Origin of the sequence: Rhodoferax sp. UBA5149 (assembly GCF_002413825.1) — a bacterium.
In the GTDB taxonomy this organism is placed as follows: Bacteria; Pseudomonadota; Gammaproteobacteria; order Burkholderiales; family Burkholderiaceae_C; genus Rhodoferax.
In genome coordinates this window covers 1-19894 of sequence record NZ_DHXT01000195.1, presented here as the reverse complement: position 1 = coordinate 19894, position 19894 = coordinate 1, and the positions used below count along the sequence as shown (strand labels likewise).

At 59.2% G+C, this 19894-nt stretch carries 19 protein-coding genes and 1 pseudogene; 13 read left to right on the top strand and 7 right to left on the bottom strand.

Going from position 1 to position 19894, the window contains the following annotated elements; all coding sequences use genetic code 11:
• Nucleotides 1–234, top strand: a pseudogene (locus tag B3V69_RS17425) (enoyl-CoA hydratase/isomerase family protein); the annotation flags it as partial.
• A gap of 28 nt (nucleotides 235–262) precedes the next feature.
• On the opposite strand, the gene B3V69_RS17420 reads toward B3V69_RS17425, so the two are convergent.
• The gene (locus B3V69_RS17420; RefSeq protein WP_296448265.1) at nucleotides 263–1198 is read right to left on the bottom strand and encodes a LysR family transcriptional regulator; all 936 of its coding nucleotides are present in this window, start codon (nucleotides 1196–1198) and stop codon (nucleotides 263–265) included.
• Between the two features lie 187 nt (nucleotides 1199–1385).
• On the opposite strand from B3V69_RS17420, the gene B3V69_RS17415 reads away from it, so the two are divergent.
• From B3V69_RS17415 to B3V69_RS17405, 3 genes are all read left to right on the top strand, one after another.
• Nucleotides 1386–3110, top strand: coding sequence for a GMC family oxidoreductase (locus B3V69_RS17415; RefSeq protein ID WP_296448264.1), 1725 nt, complete (start codon nucleotides 1386–1388; stop codon nucleotides 3108–3110).
• Nucleotides 3111–3130: 20 nt separating this feature from the next.
• A complete protein-coding gene (locus B3V69_RS17410) occupies nucleotides 3131–3307 on the top strand; it encodes a hypothetical protein (protein WP_296448263.1) in 177 nt (58 codons plus the stop codon).
• Between the two features lie 83 nt (nucleotides 3308–3390).
• Complete coding sequence (locus tag B3V69_RS17405; protein ID WP_296448262.1) at nucleotides 3391–4149, top strand: TSUP family transporter; 759 nt, start codon at nucleotides 3391–3393, stop codon at nucleotides 4147–4149.
• A 19-nt stretch (nucleotides 4150–4168) separates the two neighbouring features.
• Here the strand turns inward: B3V69_RS17405 and mrdA are convergent, their stop codons facing one another.
• The 4 genes from mrdA to B3V69_RS17385 form a co-directional block, all read right to left on the bottom strand.
• Nucleotides 4169–6169: a penicillin-binding protein 2 gene (gene mrdA, locus B3V69_RS17400; protein WP_296448261.1), complete on the bottom strand. Its 2001-nt coding sequence runs from the start codon at nucleotides 6167–6169 to the stop codon at nucleotides 4169–4171.
• Between the two features lie 74 nt (nucleotides 6170–6243).
• A complete protein-coding gene (mreD, locus tag B3V69_RS17395) occupies nucleotides 6244–6774 on the bottom strand; it encodes a rod shape-determining protein MreD (protein WP_296448260.1) in 531 nt (176 codons plus the stop codon).
• Nucleotides 6771–7691, bottom strand: coding sequence for a rod shape-determining protein MreC (gene mreC / locus B3V69_RS17390; protein WP_296448259.1), 921 nt, complete (start codon nucleotides 7689–7691; stop codon nucleotides 6771–6773). Before mreC ends, mreD begins: the two co-directional genes overlap by 4 nt.
• A gap of 14 nt (nucleotides 7692–7705) precedes the next feature.
• Nucleotides 7706–8749: a rod shape-determining protein gene (locus B3V69_RS17385; RefSeq protein WP_296448258.1), complete on the bottom strand. Its 1044-nt coding sequence runs from the start codon at nucleotides 8747–8749 to the stop codon at nucleotides 7706–7708.
• Between the two features lie 201 nt (nucleotides 8750–8950).
• Between B3V69_RS17385 and gatC the strand changes: the two genes are divergently transcribed.
• The 3 genes from gatC to gatB are packed head-to-tail and all read left to right on the top strand — an operon-like array spanning nucleotide 8951 to nucleotide 12231.
• The gene (gatC, locus tag B3V69_RS17380) at nucleotides 8951–9250 is read left to right on the top strand and encodes an Asp-tRNA(Asn)/Glu-tRNA(Gln) amidotransferase subunit GatC (protein WP_296448257.1); all 300 of its coding nucleotides are present in this window, start codon (nucleotides 8951–8953) and stop codon (nucleotides 9248–9250) included.
• Nucleotides 9251–9253: 3 nt separating this feature from the next.
• Complete coding sequence (gatA, locus tag B3V69_RS17375) at nucleotides 9254–10738, top strand: Asp-tRNA(Asn)/Glu-tRNA(Gln) amidotransferase subunit GatA (protein WP_296448256.1); 1485 nt, start codon at nucleotides 9254–9256, stop codon at nucleotides 10736–10738.
• 2 nt (nucleotides 10739–10740) lie between these two features.
• On the top strand, nucleotides 10741–12231 hold the full coding sequence (gatB, locus tag B3V69_RS17370) for an Asp-tRNA(Asn)/Glu-tRNA(Gln) amidotransferase subunit GatB (RefSeq protein WP_414707569.1): 1491 nt from the start codon (nucleotides 10741–10743) through the stop codon (nucleotides 12229–12231).
• A gap of 32 nt (nucleotides 12232–12263) precedes the next feature.
• On the opposite strand, the gene B3V69_RS17365 is transcribed toward gatB, so the two are convergent.
• On the bottom strand, nucleotides 12264–12962 hold the full coding sequence (locus tag B3V69_RS17365) for a DUF4124 domain-containing protein (protein WP_296448255.1): 699 nt from the start codon (nucleotides 12960–12962) through the stop codon (nucleotides 12264–12266).
• Between the two features lie 2 nt (nucleotides 12963–12964).
• Nucleotides 12965–13675, bottom strand: a complete 711-nt coding sequence (gene pyrE, locus B3V69_RS17360) for an orotate phosphoribosyltransferase (protein WP_296448254.1) — start codon at nucleotides 13673–13675, stop codon at nucleotides 12965–12967.
• A gap of 11 nt (nucleotides 13676–13686) precedes the next feature.
• Here pyrE and B3V69_RS17355 point away from each other — a divergent pair, with 11 nt between their 5' ends.
• From B3V69_RS17355 to B3V69_RS17330, 6 genes are all read left to right on the top strand, one after another.
• Nucleotides 13687–14472, top strand: a complete 786-nt coding sequence (locus B3V69_RS17355) for an exodeoxyribonuclease III (RefSeq protein ID WP_296448253.1) — start codon at nucleotides 13687–13689, stop codon at nucleotides 14470–14472.
• Nucleotides 14473–14660: 188 nt separating this feature from the next.
• Nucleotides 14661–14984 (top strand): hypothetical protein, encoded by a 324-nt coding sequence (locus B3V69_RS17350; RefSeq protein WP_296448252.1) that lies wholly within the window; start codon nucleotides 14661–14663, stop codon nucleotides 14982–14984.
• Nucleotides 14985–15019: 35 nt separating this feature from the next.
• Complete coding sequence (locus B3V69_RS17345) at nucleotides 15020–17203, top strand: type I secretion system permease/ATPase (RefSeq protein ID WP_296448251.1); 2184 nt, start codon at nucleotides 15020–15022, stop codon at nucleotides 17201–17203.
• A 71-nt stretch (nucleotides 17204–17274) separates the two neighbouring features.
• A complete protein-coding gene (locus B3V69_RS17340; RefSeq protein ID WP_296448250.1) occupies nucleotides 17275–18615 on the top strand; it encodes an HlyD family type I secretion periplasmic adaptor subunit in 1341 nt (446 codons plus the stop codon).
• Nucleotides 18612–19250, top strand: coding sequence for a response regulator transcription factor (locus B3V69_RS17335; protein ID WP_296448249.1), 639 nt, complete (start codon nucleotides 18612–18614; stop codon nucleotides 19248–19250). The genes B3V69_RS17340 and B3V69_RS17335 overlap by 4 nt, the downstream gene beginning before the upstream one ends.
• Nucleotides 19251–19344: 94 nt before the next feature.
• Nucleotides 19345–19894, top strand: a 550-nt coding sequence (locus tag B3V69_RS17330) for a retention module-containing protein (RefSeq protein WP_296448248.1), incomplete at its 3' end; no start/stop codon positions are given.

Sequence of the window (19894 nt, the reverse complement as noted above, 5' to 3'; positions counted from 1 at the left end):
GTGGACGACGATGTGGACGCCAAGCTGCAGTGGCTGCTGGAGCGTCTGCTGGACAAATCACCGGCCGCCATCCGCCGCGGCCTGTACACGCTCAAGAAGGTGGAGTCGATGGCGTTTGAAGAGTCGATGTCCTTCACCGAGAGCCAGATCGCCCTGTTCACCCTGACCGAAGATGCCAAAGAGGGGCAAAAAGCGTTTCAGGAAAAGCGCAAGCCGAACTGGTCAGGGCAATAGCGCAGGCCCTAGCGGTGTTCAATAAGCGCTAGCGCCAGACCCGATCGAGCGCCGTCCAGGCACTCGCCACCACCGGGTCGGCCCGACGCGCTTGCAGGCAAATAAAACTCAAATCGCAGTCCAGGCTGACCCGGTCGGCAATCACCAGGCCCCTGGCCTGGGCCTCGCGAATGGCAATGGCGTCGCGCACCAGGCTCAGACCGACGCCCGACCGGACCAGGTCGAGCATCGAGGCTTCCTGGTCCACCAGCGCCACCCGGTGCGGTTCCACGCCCAGCGGGCCGAACACGCCGGCGAGCAGGCGGTGATGCGCCGACGCCGCAGGGGTGGCCAGCCAGGGCAGGGCGGCGAGCGCTTTCCAGTCCCGTCCCAGCACTTGCTCGCCCCAGCCGGCCGGTGCCAGCACCCGGTAGGTGAAGTGCGATAGCACTTTCGCTTCAAAAACAGTAGCGACATTCGCCCGATTGACGGGGGCTTGGAGTGATTCTGATGTTGAATCACCGGGCAGACCGAGGTAAAAACCGACATCGAGTTCGCCCTGCGCCACTTGAGTCAGCACGTCGCCGCTCATGCCCTGGCGCAACTCGGTCTCGATTTGCGGCGCCGATTCCACCAGCTCTTTGAGGAAGGCCCCCAGTCGCGTGAACTCCGGATCCAGCACGGTGCCGATGCGCAGGCGTCCGCGCAGCGTGCTGTGCAGGCTGCGCGCGGCCTGGTTGAAATCCGCCAGCGACAACAGCGCCTTTTCCGCCTGGGGCAGCAGGGCCGCCCCATCCCGGGTGAGCACCAGGCCATGCGGCGTGCGCGTGAACAGCGTCAGACCGGTGTGGTCGGCCAGACTTTTGAGTTGCAGGCTGACGGCGGGCTGGCTCAGGTGCAGGCGCGCGGCGGCACGCGACACATTGCCTTCGCGTGCCACCGCCACAAAGGCACGCAGGGTTTGAAGGTCGGACACGGGAGTCATATTTGAGTAATTTATATCACCGTTTTGTCGAAATCATTGGGAAATCAAGTGGCTTTTGACGACACTAGCGCACCTGAATCAGGAATTCATCATGAGCAAAACGAATATTGATTACGCCCTGGGCCCCCGTGTCGTCGCTGACCGACGCGGTCAGTTTGCCGTACCCACAGCCAAGTAAGCTAGCGCCATGAGCACCACCTTCGACTACATCATCATCGGCGCTGGCACGGCCGGCTGCCTGCTGGCCAATCGCCTCACGGCGGACGCGACCAAGCGCGTCCTGCTGATCGAAGCCGGTCGCCGCGACGACTACCACTGGATTCACATCCCGGTGGGTTATCTGTACTGCATCGGCAACCCGCGCACCGACTGGCTCTACTACACCGAGCCGGATGCCGGTCTCAACGGCCGCGCGCTGCGTTACCCGCGTGGCAAAACGCTGGGCGGCTGCAGCAGCATCAACGGCATGATTTACATGCGTGGCCAGGCCCATGACTACGACCAGTGGGCCCGGCTCACGGGGGACGACGCCTGGACCTGGAACAAGGTCCTGCCGTATTTCAAACTGCATGAGGACCATTACAAAGGCGCCAGCGCCGCGCACGGCGCGCGCGGCTTCGTCCCGGAGCTGATGCGTGACGAGGCCAACGCGCATGCCCACGTGCTGCGGCACCGCAATGCCGGTGGCGAATGGCGGGTGGAGAAACAGCGCCTGCGCTGGGACGTGCTGGATGCGTTCTCGCAGGCTGCGCAGCAGGCGGGCATCCCCGCCACCGCGGACTTCAACCAGGGCGACAACGAGGGCGTCGGCTACTTCGAAGTCAATCAAAAAGAAGGCTGGCGCTGGAACACGGCCAAGGCCTTTTTGCGGCCGACCTGCTATGGGCGCCCGAATTTTGAGATGTGGACCTCGGCCCAGGTCGCCAAACTGGTGATTGAAAAACAGGCCGATGGCAGCCTGCGCTGTACCGGCGTGCAGGTCTGGGCCAGCTCCGAGATGATCACCGCCACGGCCGAAGGCGAAGTCATCCTGAGCGCAGGCAGCATTGGTTCGCCGCAGATCCTGCAGCTCTCCGGCATTGGCCCGGCCGCGCTGCTGCAACAGCTGGGCGTTCCCGTGGCGCACGATGCGCCGGGGGTGGGCGCTAACTTGCAGGACCATCTGCAGATTCGTTCGGTGTTCAAAGTGCAGGGGGTCAAGACCCTGAACACGCAGGCGAATTCACTCTGGGGCAAAGCCATGATCGGGCTGGAGTACGCCCTCAAACGGACCGGCCCGATGAGCATGGCACCCTCGCAGCTGGGCGCCTTCACCCGCAGCGACGCCGCGCAGCCCTACCCCAACATCGAGTACCACGTGCAGCCGCTCAGCCTGGACGCCTTTGGCGAGCCGCTGCACGCCTTCAATGCTTTTACCGCCAGCGTGTGCAACCTCAAGCCCACGAGTCGCGGCACGGTTCACCTCAAGAGCAACAAATTTGAAGAGGCACCCGCCATTGCCCCCAACTACCTGAGTACCGAGGTCGATCGCCAAGTCGCGGCCGACTCGCTGCGTGTCACGCGCCACATCGTGGCGCAACCGGCACTGGCCAAATACCAGCCGCAGGAGTGGAAGCCCGGCACCCAGTACCAGACCGACCAGGACTTGGCCAAGTTGGCCGGTGATATTGCCAACACCATCTTTCACCCGGTCGGCACCACCAAGATGGGCACGGCGGATGACCCGATGGCCGTGGTCGACTCGCGGCTGCGGGTGCGCGGCCAAGGCGGGTTGATTGTCGGCTTGCGCGTGGTCGACGCCGGCGTGATGCCCTTGATCACCAGCGGCAATACCAACTCCCCCACCCTGATGATCGCGGAGAAGGCCGCGCAATGGATTGTGGAAGATGCCGCCGCGCGGGTCAGAGGGTAAAGCCGGAAGGGTAAATCCCGATGGGCAAGCTGATTTTGGCGTTTTACATTTACGCCAATCGTCAACGGGCCGCAGGCCTGCTGAAGGAGAGAGGCCCAGGAGACAAGCGCCTACGGGCACATAAAAAAGTAACGCATGCATCAGCAAAGCGCTTGAAAAAGGCACCGGCAACCCCGGTGCCTTTTTTGATTAAATAGCCAGCTAGCCCCCGTGCCTATTACGTAGATAGCTATTGTTTGTATAGCAATGGCTGACAAAAGCCGAATGCGACAATGACCTGATGGAATTGTTGATTGTCTCGCTGGCCTCGCTGCTGGCCGGTTTTGTGGACTCGATGGTGGGTGGCGGCGGCCTGATCTTGGTGCCGGCACTGTTCGCCACCTTCCCCGCCGCGCACCCTGCCACGCTGTTTGGCACCAACAAAGGGGCTTCGGTCTGGGGCACGGCATTCGCCACCTGGCAATTCAGCCGGCGCGTCGACATGCGTTGGGCCGCCCTGTTGCCGGCAGCCGGCGCCGGTTTTGTGGCGGCGTTTGGCGGGGCCTGGCTGGTGACCGTGATGTCGCCCGACTATTTGCGCAAGCTGTTGCCCGTGGTGCTGCTGGCGGTGCTGATCTACACCTTGTTCCGGCCCGAGCTGGGCCGCACCCATGCGCCGCGCTACGCGGGCGCCAAAGAGGCTTTGATGGCGGCCTTGATCGGGGCCATCATCGGTTTCTATGACGGGTTTTTTGGACCCGGCACCGGCAGCTTTCTGGTCTTTTTGTTTGTGCGCCTGCTGGGCTACGATTTCTTGAGCGCCTCGGCTGGCGCCAAGTTGATCAACACGGCGACCAATGTGGCCGCGCTGATTCTGTTCGTGGCCAAGGGCCATATCTGGTGGCACTTTGTCGCCGCCATGGCGCTGGCCAACGTCGCCGGCAGTCTGCTGGGCACCCGTCTGGCGCTCAAGCATGGCACCGGCTTTGTGCGGGCTGTATTTATCGTGGTGGTCGGCGCGCTGATCCTGAAGACCGGCTATGACGCTTTTTTGCGCTGAGCGTCCCCGCTGAATGTCGTCAGCGGGGGCTGGGCGTGGCACTGGCGGGGGCTGCGGGTGCGCTGGCGGCAACGGCTGCGCCCGGCGGCCAGGGCATGGCGGCCACGGCACGTGGCTTGCCAATCGGCGCCGGCGCCTGGCCTTTTTGCACGGCCTGAATGTCTTCCACACTCGGGTACTGGTTGAGCAGCCAGAAATCAAAAACACGACGCGCAATCGGCGCCGAGTATTTGGCGCCAAAGCCGGCGTTTTCCACGATCATGGCGAGCGCGATTTTTGGGTCTTCCGCCGGCGCAAACGCCGTGAACAAGGCATGGTCGCGAAAACGCTCTTCCGTTTTGGAGGCCGAGTATTTTTCATTCTGCTTGATCTGAACGACCTGAGCCGTGCCGGTCTTGCCGCCGCTGGTGTAGGGCGCGCCGCGAAAAGCACCTGCGCCCGTGCCCTCAATATTCACGCCCACCAGCGCATTCTTGATGACGGCGATGTTGGCGGCCTTGGCGATCACTTCCCCCACCGATTCCCTCGTGGTGGTGGTGGGAGTGTGGGTCAGGATGTCCTCCACTTCTTTCACCAGGTGCGGTTTCATCTTCACGCCGTTGTTGGCCAGCGTGGCCGTCGCCGAGGCCAGCTGCAGCATGGTGAAGTTGTTATAGCCCTGGCCAATGCCGAGCGAGATGGTTTCACCGGCGTACCATTTTTGCTGTTCGGGCCTTCTGTAGGCCTTGCGCTTCCAGGCGGTCGACGGCAGCAGGCCGCGCACCTCGCCTTGAATGTCAATGCCGGTCAGTTCGCCAAAGCCGAAACGCTGCATCTGATCGTGGATGGTGTCGACCCCCAGGTCGTTGGCCAGCATGTAGTAGTAGGTGTCACAAGATTCCACGATGGACTTGTACATATCGACCGAACCATGCCCGCCTTCTTTGTCATCGCGAAACCGATGGCCGCCGAACATGAAAAAACCGGGGTCGGCGATGGTCTGCTGCGGCGTGCGTTTGCCGGTCTCCAGCGCGGCCAGCGCCATGAACGGCTTGTAGGTGGACCCAGGCGGGTAGGTGCCGCGCAGGGCGCGGTTCAGCAGCGGCTTGTCGATGGACTCGTTGAGCGCCTGCCAGCTCTCGCTGTCAATGCCTTCGACAAACAGATTCGGGTCGAAGGTGGGCTTGCTGACAAACGCCAGTATCTCGCCGGTCTTGGGGTCCAATGCCACCAAGGCACCACGGCGGTCGCCAAACAACTCTTCCACCAGATGCTGCAGCTTGATGTCAATGGACAGCTTGACGGTGTCGCCGGGCGTGGCCGGACTGCTGGCGAGGCGGCGCATGGCGCGTCCACCGGCCGAGGTCTCCATCGAATCGACGCCCGTGGTGCCGTGCAGCTGGGTCTCAAAGCTCTGCTCGATGCCGAGCTTGCCGATGTAGTCAGTGCCCCGGTAGTTGGCCTCCTCGTCGGAGTCGTCGAGTTTTTCTTTCTCGGCCGGGTTGATGCGCCCGATGTAGCCAATCACGTGGCTGGCGAGCTCGCCATAAGGATAGTTGCGAAACAGCCTGGCCTTGATTTCGACGCCCGGAAAACGATAGCGCTGCACCGCAAATCTCGCCACCTCTTCATCGGTCAGACGGGTGCGAAGCGGCAGCGACTCGAAGCTCCTGGATTCTTCGCGCAGCTTCTTGAAGCGGCGCCGGTCACGCGGCGTGATGTCAAGCACCTGCGACAGCGCGTCAATCGTCTGCTCCAGGTCGCTCACTTTGGATGGGGTCACCTCCAGCGTGTAGGCCGAGTAGTTGCTGGCCAGCACAATGCCATTGCGATCCAGGATCAGGCCGCGGTTTGGCACCACCGGCACAATGGCGGTCCGGTTGTTTTCCGCCTGCTCCAACAGGTCCTCATGACGCACGATCTGAAGGTACACCAGCCGGGACGCCACGAGCAAAAAGCAGACGACGACGACGATGCTGGCCACCAGCACCCGGGCCCGAAAGCGCGACAGGTCGGCTTCGACGTTGCGCAGTTCCATCATGGCAGCTGCCGCCTCACCGGACCGCCCCCTTGGGGGGCAGCGCCGTACACGCCGTGACCAGCGTGGGGGCTATGTCAAAGTGGCCGGTGCGCATCGGGATTGGGTGTCCTTCTTTGCGGGAACAGCAGTATCACACTGACGACTGGCCACAGCAGTGACTCAATGAGCGGTGACAGCAACATCAGGAACCCTGGAAAAGCACCGCCTGCCACCATGCGAATGGTCAACTCAATGGCGTGGCATGCCACAAACAGCGGCAAGACTTGAAAGGCCTGCGACGGCACAGGGAACCACAGCAAGCGGCGGTGAATGGCAATGGCCAAGAAACTGAGCACGGTGTAGCTCAGTGCATGCTGCCCCAGCATGGCCCCCTGGTGCACATCAATGAGAATGCCAAACATGAAGGCGACGCCGATGGCCACGCGCTGCGGTTGATGAATGCTCCAAAATACCAGGACCAGAGCCAAAAAATCGGGCGTCCAGGCAGCGCGACCCCACAGGCCCATGTTCTGCAACATATTGAGGGTCAACGCCCCTGCCAAGCTGCCCCAGATAAAGAATGGGTTGGCGGGCAGCAGCAACTGATGGCCCCGGCGCATGATCATTTTCGGGGTCCTTTTCTGACCGGCCCGCGCGCTGCTTCCACGGCGGGACGAGGCGCTATCTGGGTGGCGACCGGTTTGAGAACCATGACGTGGTCGACCCCGGAGACCAGGGCCAGCGGCACACAGTTAATGTGGGCGAAAGCCGAGTCCACCCGCCGATCAACCTTCGCCACCCGGGCCACCGGTAAACCTGGCGGGTAAACGCCATCCACGCCACTGGTGGTCAGCAGGTCGCCGGTCTGCACATCCGTGTTGGCGGTCATGAAGCGCAGTTCCAGCCCACTGGCACGCAAGGCAGGGTCGCCAAAGGCCACCCCACGCGCACCGGTGCGCGTGTTGAGCACAGGAATCGCCTGATCGCGGTCCGTGACCAGTGTGACTTCGCTGACCATCGGGTAGACCCGGGTGACCTGGCCTAACACCCCGGTTTCATCCAGCACCGGCGAGCCGGCCACCACGCCGTCGAGCAAGCCCCGGTCGATGACGACTTTGCGGGTGTAGGGGTCGGCGGCGTCATACAGGACCTGTGCCGCCTGCGCCGGTGTCGTTACCCGGTCGCGCAAGCCCAGCAGCTGGCGAAGACGCGTGTTTTCCAGCGTGAGTTGTTCTACCTGATTGGCGCGTTGCGACTGCAAGTCCAGTTGGCGGTGGGCCGCTTCTTCGCTGGCTTGGGATGCCTTAAGCGATTCGAAATACTGGCCCCCACCCTGGGCCCATGCCACCGGTCGCAGAACCAGCCATTGCACCGGGTACAGCACGGCGGCCACCGCCACACGCAAGGGCTTGGCAAGCTCGAAGCGCGCGTCGGCCACCATCAGAAACAGCGCCAGTGCGCTGAAAAACGTTAGTTTGGACAGGGCCGAGGGGCCCTGCCGGAAGAAGGGGGGGGGAGTACCGTCCAGCGTACCAAGAGGCATCGCCGCACCTGAAGTTATTCGCTGGTGAAAATGGAGCCCAGACGGTCCATCCGCTCCAGGGCGATGCCGCAACCCCGCACCACACAGGTCAGGGGATCTTCCGCCACCAGGACGGGCAGGCCGGTCTCTTCGGCCAGCAGGCGGTCCAGGTCGCGCAGCAGAGCGCCGCCGCCGGTGAGCATCATGCCGCGGTCGGCAATGTCGGCACCCAACTCCGGGGGTGTCTGCTCCAGAGCGTTTTTGACGGCCGAGACTATGTTGTTGATCGGGTCAGTCAGGGCTTCCAGAATTTCGTTGCTTGATATGGTGAAGCTGCGCGGCACACCTTCAGACAGGTTGCGGCCGCGGACTTCCATCTCCCGCACCTCGCTGCCCGGAAAGGCCGAGCCAATTTTTTTCTTGATCGCTTCGGCGGTCGGCTCGCCAATGAGCATGCCGTAATTGCGGCGGATGTAGTTGATGATGGCCTCGTCAAACTTGTCGCCGCCGACGCGCACGCTGCCCTTGTAGACCATGCCGCCGAGCGAGATCACGCCGACTTCGGTGGTGCCGCCACCAATGTCCACCACCATGGAGCCGCTGGCTTCGCTGACGGGCAGGCCAGCGCCGATGGCGGCGGCCATCGGTTCTTCGATCAGGAAAACGTCGCTGGCACCGGCGCCCAGGGCCGATTCCCGAATCGCGCGGCGCTCGACCTGGGTCGAGCCACACGGCACGCAGATGATGATGCGCGGACTGGGGCGAAAGATGCTGCGCGGGTGCACCATCTTGATGAACTGCTTGAGCATCTGCTCGGTCACCGTGAAGTCGGCAATCACGCCGTCTTTCATGGGGCGGATGGCTTCGATGTTGCCAGGCACTTTGCCCAGCATGGCCTTGGCTTCCTTGCCCACGGCTTGAATGGTTTTTTTGCCTTGCGGGCCCCCTTCGTGGCGGATGGCAACCACCGAAGGCTCATCCAGCACAATACCCTTGTCACGTACGTAAATCAGGGTGTTGGCGGTACCAAGGTCGATCGCCAGGTCAGTGGAGAAGTACTGACGGAATGCTCCAAACATTAAAATATCCTCTCGGGCATGGCAAGCGCCTCGGCCTGCCATCACCATATTGACGGGTTCAAAATCGGTTTCTTCTGGCAAGAACCTGCAGCATCGCAAGCTGGAAGCCAAAGGCAGGATAATACCTTATCCCCTTTGAAAACTTAGCCGGAAATTCCTCTGCGGAGGTGTTTTACATCCGGTTTCTAATGAAGATACGTTATGTCTCTGACTTCTGCTGACATCGCCCGCATCGCCAATCTCGCCCGGCTGGAGCTCAAGCCGATCGAGGGTGAGCGCATGCTGACGCAAATCAACGGGTTTTTCGACATGGTCGAAAAAATACGCGCCGTGGACACCACCGGCATCGTGCCATTGGCGCATCCGATGGCCACCATCCAGGATATCAAGTTGCGCCTGCGCGAGGATCGGGTGAGCGAGCCCGACAATCGCGAAGCCAACCAGCGCAATGCCCCGGCCGTCGAACACGGCCTGTTTCTGGTTCCCAAGGTGATTGAATAAAAAATGACACACAACACCGCCGCATTACATGACCTCACGGTGGCCCAGCTGGCTGCCCAGCTGCGAGAGCGCAAAGTCTCTGCCGTAGAGACTGCGCAGCATTTTCTGGCGCGAGCCCGGGCCAATGCCTCGTTAGGCGCTTTTCTGGACATCAACGAAGAAGTCACGCTGGCCCAGGCCCGTGCTGCTGACGTGGCACTGGCCGCGGGCACATCAAGTGCTGCCCAGGGGCTGCTGGGCGTGCCCGTGGCGCACAAGGATATTTTCGTCACCCGCGATTTCGTCTCCACGGCGGGCTCCAAAATGCTGGCCGGCTATCGCTCACCGTTTGACGCCACGGTGGTGGCCAAGCTGGCCGAGCAGGGTGTGGTGACCTTGGGCAAGCTCAATTGCGACGAATTTGCCATGGGCTCGGCCAACGAAAATTCCGCCTTTGGCCCGGTCCATAACCCGTGGGACACTACCCGCACGCCCGGCGGCTCGTCCGGCGGCAGTGCGGCGGCAGTCGCCGCCCGTCTGGCGCCCGCTGCCACGGGGACCGATACGGGCGGCTCGATTCGCCAGCCTGCCTCGTTTTGCGGCATCACGGGTATCAAACCGACCTACGGTCGTGCTTCCCGTTACGGCATGGTGGCTTTCGCGTCCAGCCTGGATCAGGCCGGTCCCATGGCGCGCACCGCGGAAGACTGCGCTTTGCTGCTCTCGGCCATGTGCGGGCCGGACCCGGATCGGGATTCGACCTCGCTCGATGTGCCAGCTGAAGACTTCACCCGCTCACTTAACGATGGCGTCTCTGGTCTGCGCATCGGTGTGCCCAAGGAATTCTTCGGCGAAGGGCTGGCCCCCGACGTGCGCGCCGCGGTAGACGCGGCCCTCAAGGAGTACGAAAAATTGGGCGCGACGCTGGTGCCCATCTCGCTGCCCCACACCGAGCTGTCGATTCCGGTTTATTACGTCATTGCCCCGGCCGAGGCCTCCAGCAACCTGAGCCGCTTTGACGGCGTGAAGTTTGGCCATCGCGCGGACAAGTACACCGATCTGATCGATATGTACAAAAAGACCCGTGCCGAGGGTTTTGGCGATGAGGTCAAACGCCGCATCATGATCGGCGCCTACGTGCTGTCGCATGGTTATTACGATGCGTACTACCTGCAGGCGCAAAAGATCCGGCGCATGATTGCCGATGATTTTCAGCAGGCGTTCAAGCTCTGCGACGTGATCGCGGGGCCGGTAGCACCCACCGTGGCCTGGAAGCTGGGCGGACACGGCAATGATCCGCTGGCCGATTACCTCGCCGACATTTTCACCTTGCCGGGCTCGCTCGCCGGTTTGCCCGGCATGAGTATGCCAGTAGGTTTTGGCGCGGGTCACATGCCGGTGGGCATGCAGCTGATCGGTAATTATTTGAAGGAGGCCAAGCTGCTCAATGTGGCGCATCGCTTCCAGCAGGCCACCGACTGGCACGCTGCCAAGCCAGAAGGATTTTGACTATGAATACATTCGTTGAAACAGCGCAGTCGCCGTCGCGTGCGGCCATCAAGTCACCGCTGGTGATGGGTTATGAAGTCGTGATCGGCTTCGAGACCCACGCCCAGCTCTCCACGCAATCCAAAATCTTCAGTCGTGCGCCGATTGCGTTTGGTGCCGAACCCAACACGCAGGCCTGCGCGGTCGATCTGGCCCTGCCCGGTACCTTGCCGGTGATGAACAGAGGCGCGGTGGAACGCGCCATCCAGTTCGGCCTGGCCATTGGCGCCCATATTGCACCGCGCAGCATCTTTGCGCGCAAGAATTACTTCTACCCGGATTTGCCCAAGGGCTACCAGATCAGCCAGTTTGAAATTCCGGTGGTGCAGGGCGGTGAGGTCGAGTTCTTTCTGGGTGACCAAAAAATGTCGGTGCGACTGGTGCGCGCTCATTTGGAAGAGGATGCGGGCAAGTCGCTGCATGAAGACTTTGTGGGGCAGACCGGCATCGATTTGAACCGTGCTGGTACGCCGTTGTTGGAGATCGTGACCGAGCCCGATATGCGCTCCAGCGCCGAGGCGGTGGCCTACGCCAAGGAGCTGCACAAGATCGTGACCTGGATCGGTATTTGCGACGGCAATATGCAGGAGGGTAGCTTCCGCTGCGACGCCAACGTGTCGGTGCGCAAGCCTGGCGAGCCACTGGGGACGCGCCGTGAGGTCAAGAACCTCAATAGTTTCAAATTCATGCAACAGGCCATCGACTATGAGGTGCGCTGGCAAATCGAGCAGATTGAGGACGGCCACGCGATTCAGCAGGCGACCGTGTTGTTCAATCCCGATACCGGCGAAACCCGTGCCATGCGCACCAAGGAAGACGCTGCCGATTACCGCTATTTTCCGGACCCGGATTTGCCGCCGCTGGTGATTGCGGATGAATGGGTGCAGCGTGTGCGCGCCGAGATGACCGAGTTGCCGCGCGTGATGGCGCAGCGGTTTGTGGGCGATTACGGACTGTCCGAATACGACGCCAGCGCCTTGACCCAGAGTCGTGAAATGGCCGCCTATTTTGAAACCGCCGCCAAAGCCTGTGGCCAGCCGAAACTCGCCAGCAACTGGATCATGGGCGAAGTCTCGCGCCGCCTGAATGCCGGTGAACTTGGCATTGAGCAGGCGCCGGTCGGGGCAACGCAGCTGGCCGCGCTCATTGCCCGGATTCATGATGGCACGATTTCAAACAACGCTGCCAAGCAAGTGTTTGATGCGCTATGGAATGTTGAAGGGGGCGACGTCGATGCGCTGATCGAGGCCAAGGGCCTCAAGCAGATGAATGACAGCGGTGAGCTGGAGAAGATCGTCGATGAGGTTCTGGCGGCCAATCCGAAGAATGTTGAAGAGTACCGCGGCGGCAACGGCAAAGCGCTCAACGCCTTGGTGGGGCAGATCATGAAGGGCAGCAAGGGCAAGGCGAACCCGCAGCAAGTTAACGATCTGCTGCGCAAGAAGTTGGACTAAACCGACAAAAATTTGATCGAATTTTTTGTGGCTTAGTGTGTTTTTCTCGCCGCCGCGGGAGGGCTGGGTGACTGCATCCCCCACAGCTGTTTCAGGCGCGCCAGCTCTTCGTCAAAGCGCAAATTGACGCGCCGGAGTTCAGCATCCTGATCGGCAATGAAGCGCCCTTGCACGGCCAGACTGTGAGCCACTTCATCTACCTGGCGGCGTAGTGATGGCGGGGCTTTGCTCGGGTCTTTTTTGTAAAACTCCATTTCTTGGTTGATGTCAGCACGCTGGCGCAGCAATTCTTCAGCCCGATTCACCGCCGCCAGCCGCACCACGCCGATCTGGTTCAGGGCTTCGACACGTTCCTTGTCGTGCACCGTCTTGTTGGGGTAGCGGATCAGCAGCGCCCGATCGCGCCGTTTTTCTTCATTGAGGCGGGCTCGCTCTTCCTGTTCCGCTTTGTCTTTGACTTCCAGCTCCGTGCGTTCCTGCGCGGTCAGTGTTGGCCCCACCTTGGACTTCAGCGTGCCGCTGGGGTTGAGCACCTTTTGTTCGCGGTCGTTGCATTCGGCTATGGGTCGATCAGATGTCAGCTTGCGACCCCGGGCGTCGGTGCAGGTGTAGATGCCTTGCGGCGTGGTTGGTTGCGCCTGCGTCGATGCCATGCCTGACAGGCCCGCCAGAAGCGCTCCCGTGAGCAAGTGCCTCAAGGCGCGCCCCGCGTACCGAGTCCAGCTGAACATGATTAACCTTCTTTTACGCCATAACGTTGCCGGTAGACCAGAACGCGCTGATGATCGGCGGCCAGTCCTCCCGCGCTGTGCTTGTCGAGATACTGCATTAAATCAGCCAGCTTTGCAATCGCACAAACCTGCAGTCCGAGCTGCTTTTGAACGTACTGGACGGCGCTGTGTTCCACATCCATGCCGTTTTCAGTCGCTTTTTCCTGCCGATCCAGCGCGATAACCACTGCGTGCGCGGTCGCACCGGCGGCCCGGATGATGGCAATCGATTCGCGTGCCGCCGTGCCGGCGGACATCACGTCGTCCACAATCAGCACCCGTCCTTTGAGTGGTGCGCCCACCAGCGTGCCGCCCTCGCCGTGGTCTTTGGCTTCCTTGCGGTTGTAGGCAAACGGTACGTTACGCCCCAGGCGCGCAAGTTCAACGGACAGTGCCGCGCCCAGCGGAATGCCCTTGTAGGCGGGCCCGAAAATCATATCGAATTCAATACCGCTGCGCAGCAGACGTTGTGCGTAAAATTGCGCCAGCCGCCCCAGCTTGGCGCCATCGTCAAACAGGCCGGCATTGAAAAAATAAGGGCTGATGCGGCCCGCCTTGGTCTTAAATTCGCCGAAGCGCAGCACGCCACAATCCACCGCGAACTGCACAAAATCCTGGGCCAGCGTATCTTGCGGCGGGACTTGTCCGGTTTCAGTTGCAACACTCTCTGACATGAGGAAATTCCTTGTTTAAATTAACCAGCCTCAACCTCAACGGTATCCGCTCCGCTACGACCAAAGGCCTGGAAGCCTGGCTGGCTAAAACCAAGCCTGATTGTATTTGCGTGCAGGAGGTCAAGGCGCAGGCCATCGATGTGCAGGGCCGGTTTGAGGAATTGGCCGGGCTCAAGGGCCACTTTCACTTCGCTGAGAAGAAAGGCTATTCTGGCGTGGGAATTTACACCCGGCAAGAACCGAGCGATGTTCTGATGGGCCACGGTTCCACTGAGTTTGACGCCGAGGGCCGTTACGTGGAGCTGCGCTTCGACACCCCTGGCGCAAAACGGTCCATCATCAGTTGTTATTTTCCCAGTGGCTCCTCAGGAGAAGAGCGCCAGCAGGCGAAGTTCCGTTTTCTCGACGAGTTCTATCCGCATTTGCACAAGCTCATGGGCGAGCGCGAGTTCATCCTGTGCGGCGACGTGAACATCGCGCATCAGGAAATTGATCTGAAAAACTGGAAGGGCAATCGTAAAAACTCGGGCTTTTTACCCGAAGAGCGTGCCTGGATGTCGAAGTTACTGAGCGAGGCTGGCATGGTGGACGTGTACCGGCAGCTAAAGCCCACCGCTACGGACGAGGCCTACACCTGGTGGAGCAACCGGGGTCAGGCCTACGCCAAGAATGTGGGTTGGCGGCTGGACTACCATCTGGCAACACCGGCGCTGGCTGCCTTGGCGCGTGTTGACACCATCTACAAAAATGAGAAATTCTCGGACCACGCTCCCATCACGATTGAGTATGCAATTTAATTGATAGCAGCTTGCGCAATACTGACGGGGGCTGGAAGTCAAAATCGTGTGAGCACTTCAGGTTGTGCAATCGTTCATGAGCGACCTGGGTCATCAATCACGATCAGCTGAAGACGCACCACGCCATAATAGGCATCCATTTGTAGACCGCCGCAAGGCTTGCAACAGCACACAGAAGGCGCAAACCCATGTTTTACGTTGTCCGAAGCGCTGACGGAAACATCCAGTCATTGTCCAGGCTACAGCAGTCCAATAGCGAAATGATGGACGAGCACAACCCTGAAATTCAACAGTTTTTCAACGCGGGCCGAGCAGAGCCAGCGTTTGGTGCGGCGGACGCCGATTTTGTACGGGTCATTGAAGACTTGATTGATACGCTTATCATGAAAAACGTGATTCGACATACCGATTTGCCAGACGCCGCGCAAAGGAAATTGATGCTGAGGAAAGGGCTTCGCAACCGCATGCACGGCGCATTGGATTTATTGGGGGGCGACGAGCAGATTTTGTAGTTGTAGCTCGCGCACAAACAGTCACGCCAAACACCATGCCCACCTCTGCCCAGACCACTAAAAACGCAACCAATCCAAACCCCTGGCGCGTTGGCGAACACAGCGTTCATTTTGATTCATTGCTGATTAGCGTCGTCGCCATCGCGAGAATTTTCGGTATTTCCACGACACAAGAGGCCCTCTCTGCGGGTTTGCCCCTGGAAGACAACCGGATTACACCGGCGCTGTTGCCCCGGGCGGCTGCCCGGGCCGGGCTGACTGCAAGACTGGCACGTCGCTCATTGGCGGATTTGCGTCCGGGCCTGCTACCGGTCATTCTTCTCATGAAGGACAAACAAGCCTGTATTTTGCTGGAATGGCTGGACACGGGCGACGCCCGGGTCAGGTTTCCTGAAAATGGTGAAGCGGCGGAGGTTCTGACAAGGGCGGCGCTTGAGGGCATCTACTCTGGCGTTGTTTTTTTTGTCCGACCGATCTTCAACTTTGACCCTCGGACCCCTGCCACCGGGCAGGTCAAATCACGGCACTGGTTCTGGGGCGTCGTCATACAGAACTGGCGTCTTTACCGAGACAGCCTGCTCGCTGCTTTGCTGATTAACTTGTTTGCATTGGCGACACCCATGTTTTCCATGACGGTGTATGACCGGGTGGTACCCAACCGAGCCGAAGAGACATTGTGGGTCCTGGCGGTTGGCGTTTTATTGATGATGGTTTTTGATACGACGCTACGCGTTTTACGATCGTACATTCTGGACACCGCAGGCAAACGCATTGACGTCACGTTGTCCGCACAAATCATGGAGCGAGTTCTCGGACTGCGACTGGCAGATAGACCCGCTTCGGTGGGCTCTTTTGCGGCGAATCTCAGGGCTTTTGAAGCGGTCAGGGATTTCGTGGCTTCTGCTTCCATCACGACTTTGGTGGACCTGCCTTTTGTACTCGTTTTCTTTTTCGTCATCGCATGGATCTCGCCTTGGCTATTGATACCTCCCGTGTTCTGCATCACGCTCTTACTGGTGGCATCCCTGGTCGTGCAGCAAAAAATGCAGGAGTTGGTGGATGTGACTCAGCGGGCCTCATCGCAACGCAATGCCACGCTGGTGGAAAGCCTGGTTGGTATTGAAACCATTAAATTCATGGTGGCGGAAAGCAGTTTTCAACGCAAGTGGGAGCACTCCACGGTTTTCCTGGCGCAAAACGGGACCAGGCTGAAGCTGCTTTCCTCGGTCATTATGAATTTTGCGCAAATGTTGCAACAACTGGTGTCGGTCACCGTGCTGGTTGTAGGTGTTTATTTGCTGATGGCTAACCAGATTAGCATGGGTGCGATTATTGCCGCGTCCATGCTGGCAGGAAGAGCCATGGCACCGTTTGGACAAGTTGCAGGGCTCTTGATGCAGTTCCACAATGCAAAAAGTGGTTTGGCATCGATCGAGAAACACATGCAAACCAAGCCTGAACGGTTTAATGATGCCGCGTTTGTACACAGAGCCGGGTTCCAGGGGGAAATTGAATTCAAAAACGTCAGTTTTACCTACCCTGGGCAGCAACAGAGCGTGCTAAACAGGGTTTCTTTCAAGATACATGCAGGCGAAAAAGTGGCCTTCATTGGCCGCGTGGGATCTGGAAAATCAACTATTCAGCGCTTGATGCTCGGCTTGCATCAGCCTACTGAAGGCGCTATTTTGATCGATGGAATTGATATGCGCCAAGTCGATCCCGCTGAATTGCGGCGGGCGGCCGGCTTCGTTTCTCAGGATGTCAGTTTGTTTTACGGCACGTTGAAAGAGAACATTGCATTGGGGGCACCATTTGCTGACGACCAAGATATCATTGCGGCGGCCGAGATTGCAGGGGTCACCGAGTTCGCGAATCAGCACCCTCGTGGCTTTGACATGCCGATCGGGGAACGCGGCGAGTCCTTGTCCGGAGGGCAACGGCAGGCGGTGGGCATCGCGCGCGCGGTCCTGAACGACTCACCCATTCTCTTGCTCGATGAGCCTAGCAGCGCCATGGACCATCAAAGTGAAGATCTTCTCAAAGCTCGCCTGCGCCGCTTCACAACGGGAAAGACCGTGGTACTTGTGACCCACCGAACGTCGCTGCTTGAATTGGTTGACCGACTGGTTGTGATTGATAGCGGCCAAATCATGGCGGATGGCCCAAAGACACAGGTAGTCGAAGCCCTGCAAAGCGGCAGAATCGGCAAGGCCGCTTGATGACAACCGTAACCCAATTAAGCCGCCTGGCCCCGTACTGGGCACGAGTTTACCGACGCTGCTCCTCGTGGATGGACATCGTGCTGCACGCAGTCGACGGAAAGCATAAGGACCTGGATGGAGATTTCGACGCCAATGCAGACTGGGCAATTGCAGAGCAAACGCCACGTGGTGCACGCATCCTCGTTTGGTTCAGCGTTGCCGTTGTCCTTGTTTTGCTTTTTTGGGCCGGTTTTTCAAGGCTGGACGAAGTCACGCGCGGCGAAGGGAAAGTCATTCCGTCAAGGCAGATCCAGATTCTGCAGAGCATGGACGGCGGAATGGTTTCAGAAATACTTGTGAAAGAAGGACAGCGGGTCAAAATTGGCGAACTGCTTCTCAAAGTAGATCCCACGCGGATGGTGTCTTCCTTGCGGGAAAACAGATCCCAGTACCTGGCACTCCTGGCCAAAGCTGCGCGACTCAAAGCGCTGGCAGATGGGGCCCGATTCGTCCCGCCCGAGGACGTCGTCAAAGACGCTCCCGAAATCGTGCAGCAGGAACGCTCCCTCTACGAATCTCGTCGGGCAGAACTTGATGCGACCATTGGCGTCGCTCGACAACAATCACTGCAGCGCTCGCAAGAATTGATATCGATCAGGGCACGGCGCGAACAGGCCGCCCAAAGCTATAACCTGACAGCACGAGAACTTGAAATGACGCGCCCGCTTGTCAAAACGGGTGCAGTTTCGGATGTGGAGCTTCTGAGGTTGGAGCGTGACGTCGCGCGCTACCGGGGCGAGCGTGATAGCGCAAACTCGGACATACCCAGACTGGAGTCTTCGGTTGCCGAAGCAAATCGGAAGATGCAAGAAGTGGAACTCGCCTTTCGCAATATTGCGCGATCCGAACTGAGTGAAACCAACGCCAAGCTCAGTGCCCTTACCGAAGGCAGTACGGCTTTGGAGGACAGGGTCAAACAGACCGACATTCGCTCACCCGTGAACGGCATAGTTAAGCAACTTAAAGTCAACACGATCGGCGGCGTCGTTCAACCGGGCAAGGATCTCATTGAAGTGGTTCCTTCAGACGATGCCCTCCTGTTGGAAGCGCGTATCCTGCCCAGAGATATTGCTTTTCTGAGGCCTGGTCAAAAAGCGTTGGTCAAATTCACGGCCTACGACTATGCCATTTACGGTGGTCTTGAGGCTACGTTAGAGAACATCAGTGCCGACAGTGTGCTTGATGAAAAAGGAAATGCATTTTTCCTGGTTCGCGTGAGAACCCTTTCAAGTACTATTGGCGCCCAGAAGTTCCCCATCATTCCTGGCATGGTTGCGGAAGTCGATATCCTCACGGGCAAGAAATCGGTCCTTGCTTACTTGCTGAAGCCTATATTGAGGGCAAAGGCAAAGGCGATGACAGAACGATGAGTCGCCCGTTCAAGTTGGTTTTGGTCAGCCATGATGCTGGGCTGCTAGAACACTGGCAGCGCGCATTTCGTCCGGGCCATCAGATCATTGCAGGTCGATTCAAGGATCTGTGTCAACTCAACCTGACTCAAGACACCTTGGCGTGGATTGATTTATCGCTGCCAGACATTCCGGCATGGAGCGACGAACAGTGGAATCGTCTGGTGCAGGGGCAGAAAATCCGGATTGTGGCGGCCAGTTCCAATCCAAAGGACAGCGAAGCAATTAAGGCGCTTGATGCGGGTTGTGCGGCGTACTGCCATGCTTTTTCGGATGCTGCTACCCTGATCCAGGTCACCCAAGTTGTCCGGGCTGGGCATGTCTGGATTGGGAAAACACTCATGCAAAGGCTTGTTCAAAGCGCGGGCCGTGTTGCCGCCTTAACTCACGAGTCGGCGGCTGACTGGGGCGGTGGTTTGACGCCAAGAGAGAGAGAGGTCGCTATCTTGGCTGCAAACGGTGCCTCCAATCACCATATATCGCTGGATTGCAAAATCTCAGAGAGAACCGTCAAGGCCCATTTGAGCGCGGTGTTTGACAAACTCAACCTGACTGATCGTCTGCAACTCGCGCTGAGAGTGCACGGCATCCATTAATGTCCATGTGACCTGTCCCTGAGGACAATACCGGCCCAGCAAAGAGTGCTCTAAAGTCAGCAAATCTAATTTTGCTGCAATCTGGAGTTCACTCATGGCTACCAATCAAGTCTCTGCCCAAGCACGTGGCGTTGTCGTTCTCTTGCAAGGCAAGGCTTGGGTGGTCAATGCAGACGGTATCCGCAAGTCACTGCAGGTTGGCGATGAAGTCCAGGCAGGACAGAAAATCGTCACAGAAGACCAGACACGACTTGAACTGGCGTTACCGAATGGACAACCGTTGATGGTTGAGGCTGGTCGTGAATTGCTGATAGAAGGTAGCCTATTGGGTACAGAGCCCACGGATAAAACAGAAGCTGCATTGAACGATCTAAACAGTGGCTCGGCACAGCTTGCCAAAGTAATTGCGGCTGGCGGGGATCTTTTCACTGAGCTCGATCCGACCGCTGCTGGTCTTGCAGGAGGTGATTCCAGCGACTCACACAGTTTTGTGCGCGTACTTCGAATCAGTGAAGAACTGACGCCATTGGCACTGGAGCGGGATGCTCAATCGATAAATATAGTTCAAACAGATTTCGACGGCGCTAAGCCTGCCATCGTACACGTTGCGCCGACCATCTCCATCGCCGACCTGAACGGCGCCA

Bases quoted from the DNA above. Each gene is read 5' to 3' on its own strand.
- B3V69_RS17420 (WP_296448265.1), bottom strand. From the start codon at position 1,198: ATGACTCCCGTGTCCGACCTTCAAACCCTGCGTGCCTTTGTGGCGGTG.
- B3V69_RS17415 (WP_296448264.1), top strand. From the start codon at position 1,386: ATGAGCACCACCTTCGACTACATCATCATCGGCGCTGGCACGGCCGGC.
- B3V69_RS17410 (WP_296448263.1), top strand. From the start codon at position 3,131: ATGGGCAAGCTGATTTTGGCGTTTTACATTTACGCCAATCGTCAACGG.
- B3V69_RS17405 (WP_296448262.1), top strand. From the start codon at position 3,391: ATGGAATTGTTGATTGTCTCGCTGGCCTCGCTGCTGGCCGGTTTTGTG.
- mrdA (WP_296448261.1), bottom strand. From the start codon at position 6,169: ATGATGGAACTGCGCAACGTCGAAGCCGACCTGTCGCGCTTTCGGGCC.
- mreD (WP_296448260.1), bottom strand. From the start codon at position 6,774: ATGATCATGCGCCGGGGCCATCAGTTGCTGCTGCCCGCCAACCCATTC.
- mreC (WP_296448259.1), bottom strand. From the start codon at position 7,691: ATGCCTCTTGGTACGCTGGACGGTACTCCCCCCCCCTTCTTCCGGCAG.
- B3V69_RS17385 (WP_296448258.1), bottom strand. From the start codon at position 8,749: ATGTTTGGAGCATTCCGTCAGTACTTCTCCACTGACCTGGCGATCGAC.
- gatC (WP_296448257.1), top strand. From the start codon at position 8,951: ATGTCTCTGACTTCTGCTGACATCGCCCGCATCGCCAATCTCGCCCGG.
- gatA (WP_296448256.1), top strand. From the start codon at position 9,254: ATGACACACAACACCGCCGCATTACATGACCTCACGGTGGCCCAGCTG.
- gatB (WP_414707569.1), top strand. From the start codon at position 10,741: ATGAATACATTCGTTGAAACAGCGCAGTCGCCGTCGCGTGCGGCCATC.
- B3V69_RS17365 (WP_296448255.1), bottom strand. From the start codon at position 12,962: ATGTTCAGCTGGACTCGGTACGCGGGGCGCGCCTTGAGGCACTTGCTC.
- pyrE (WP_296448254.1), bottom strand. From the start codon at position 13,675: ATGTCAGAGAGTGTTGCAACTGAAACCGGACAAGTCCCGCCGCAAGAT.
- B3V69_RS17350 (WP_296448252.1), top strand. From the start codon at position 14,661: ATGTTTTACGTTGTCCGAAGCGCTGACGGAAACATCCAGTCATTGTCC.
- B3V69_RS17345 (WP_296448251.1), top strand. From the start codon at position 15,020: ATGCCCACCTCTGCCCAGACCACTAAAAACGCAACCAATCCAAACCCC.
- B3V69_RS17340 (WP_296448250.1), top strand. From the start codon at position 17,275: ATGGACATCGTGCTGCACGCAGTCGACGGAAAGCATAAGGACCTGGAT.
- B3V69_RS17335 (WP_296448249.1), top strand. From the start codon at position 18,612: ATGAGTCGCCCGTTCAAGTTGGTTTTGGTCAGCCATGATGCTGGGCTG.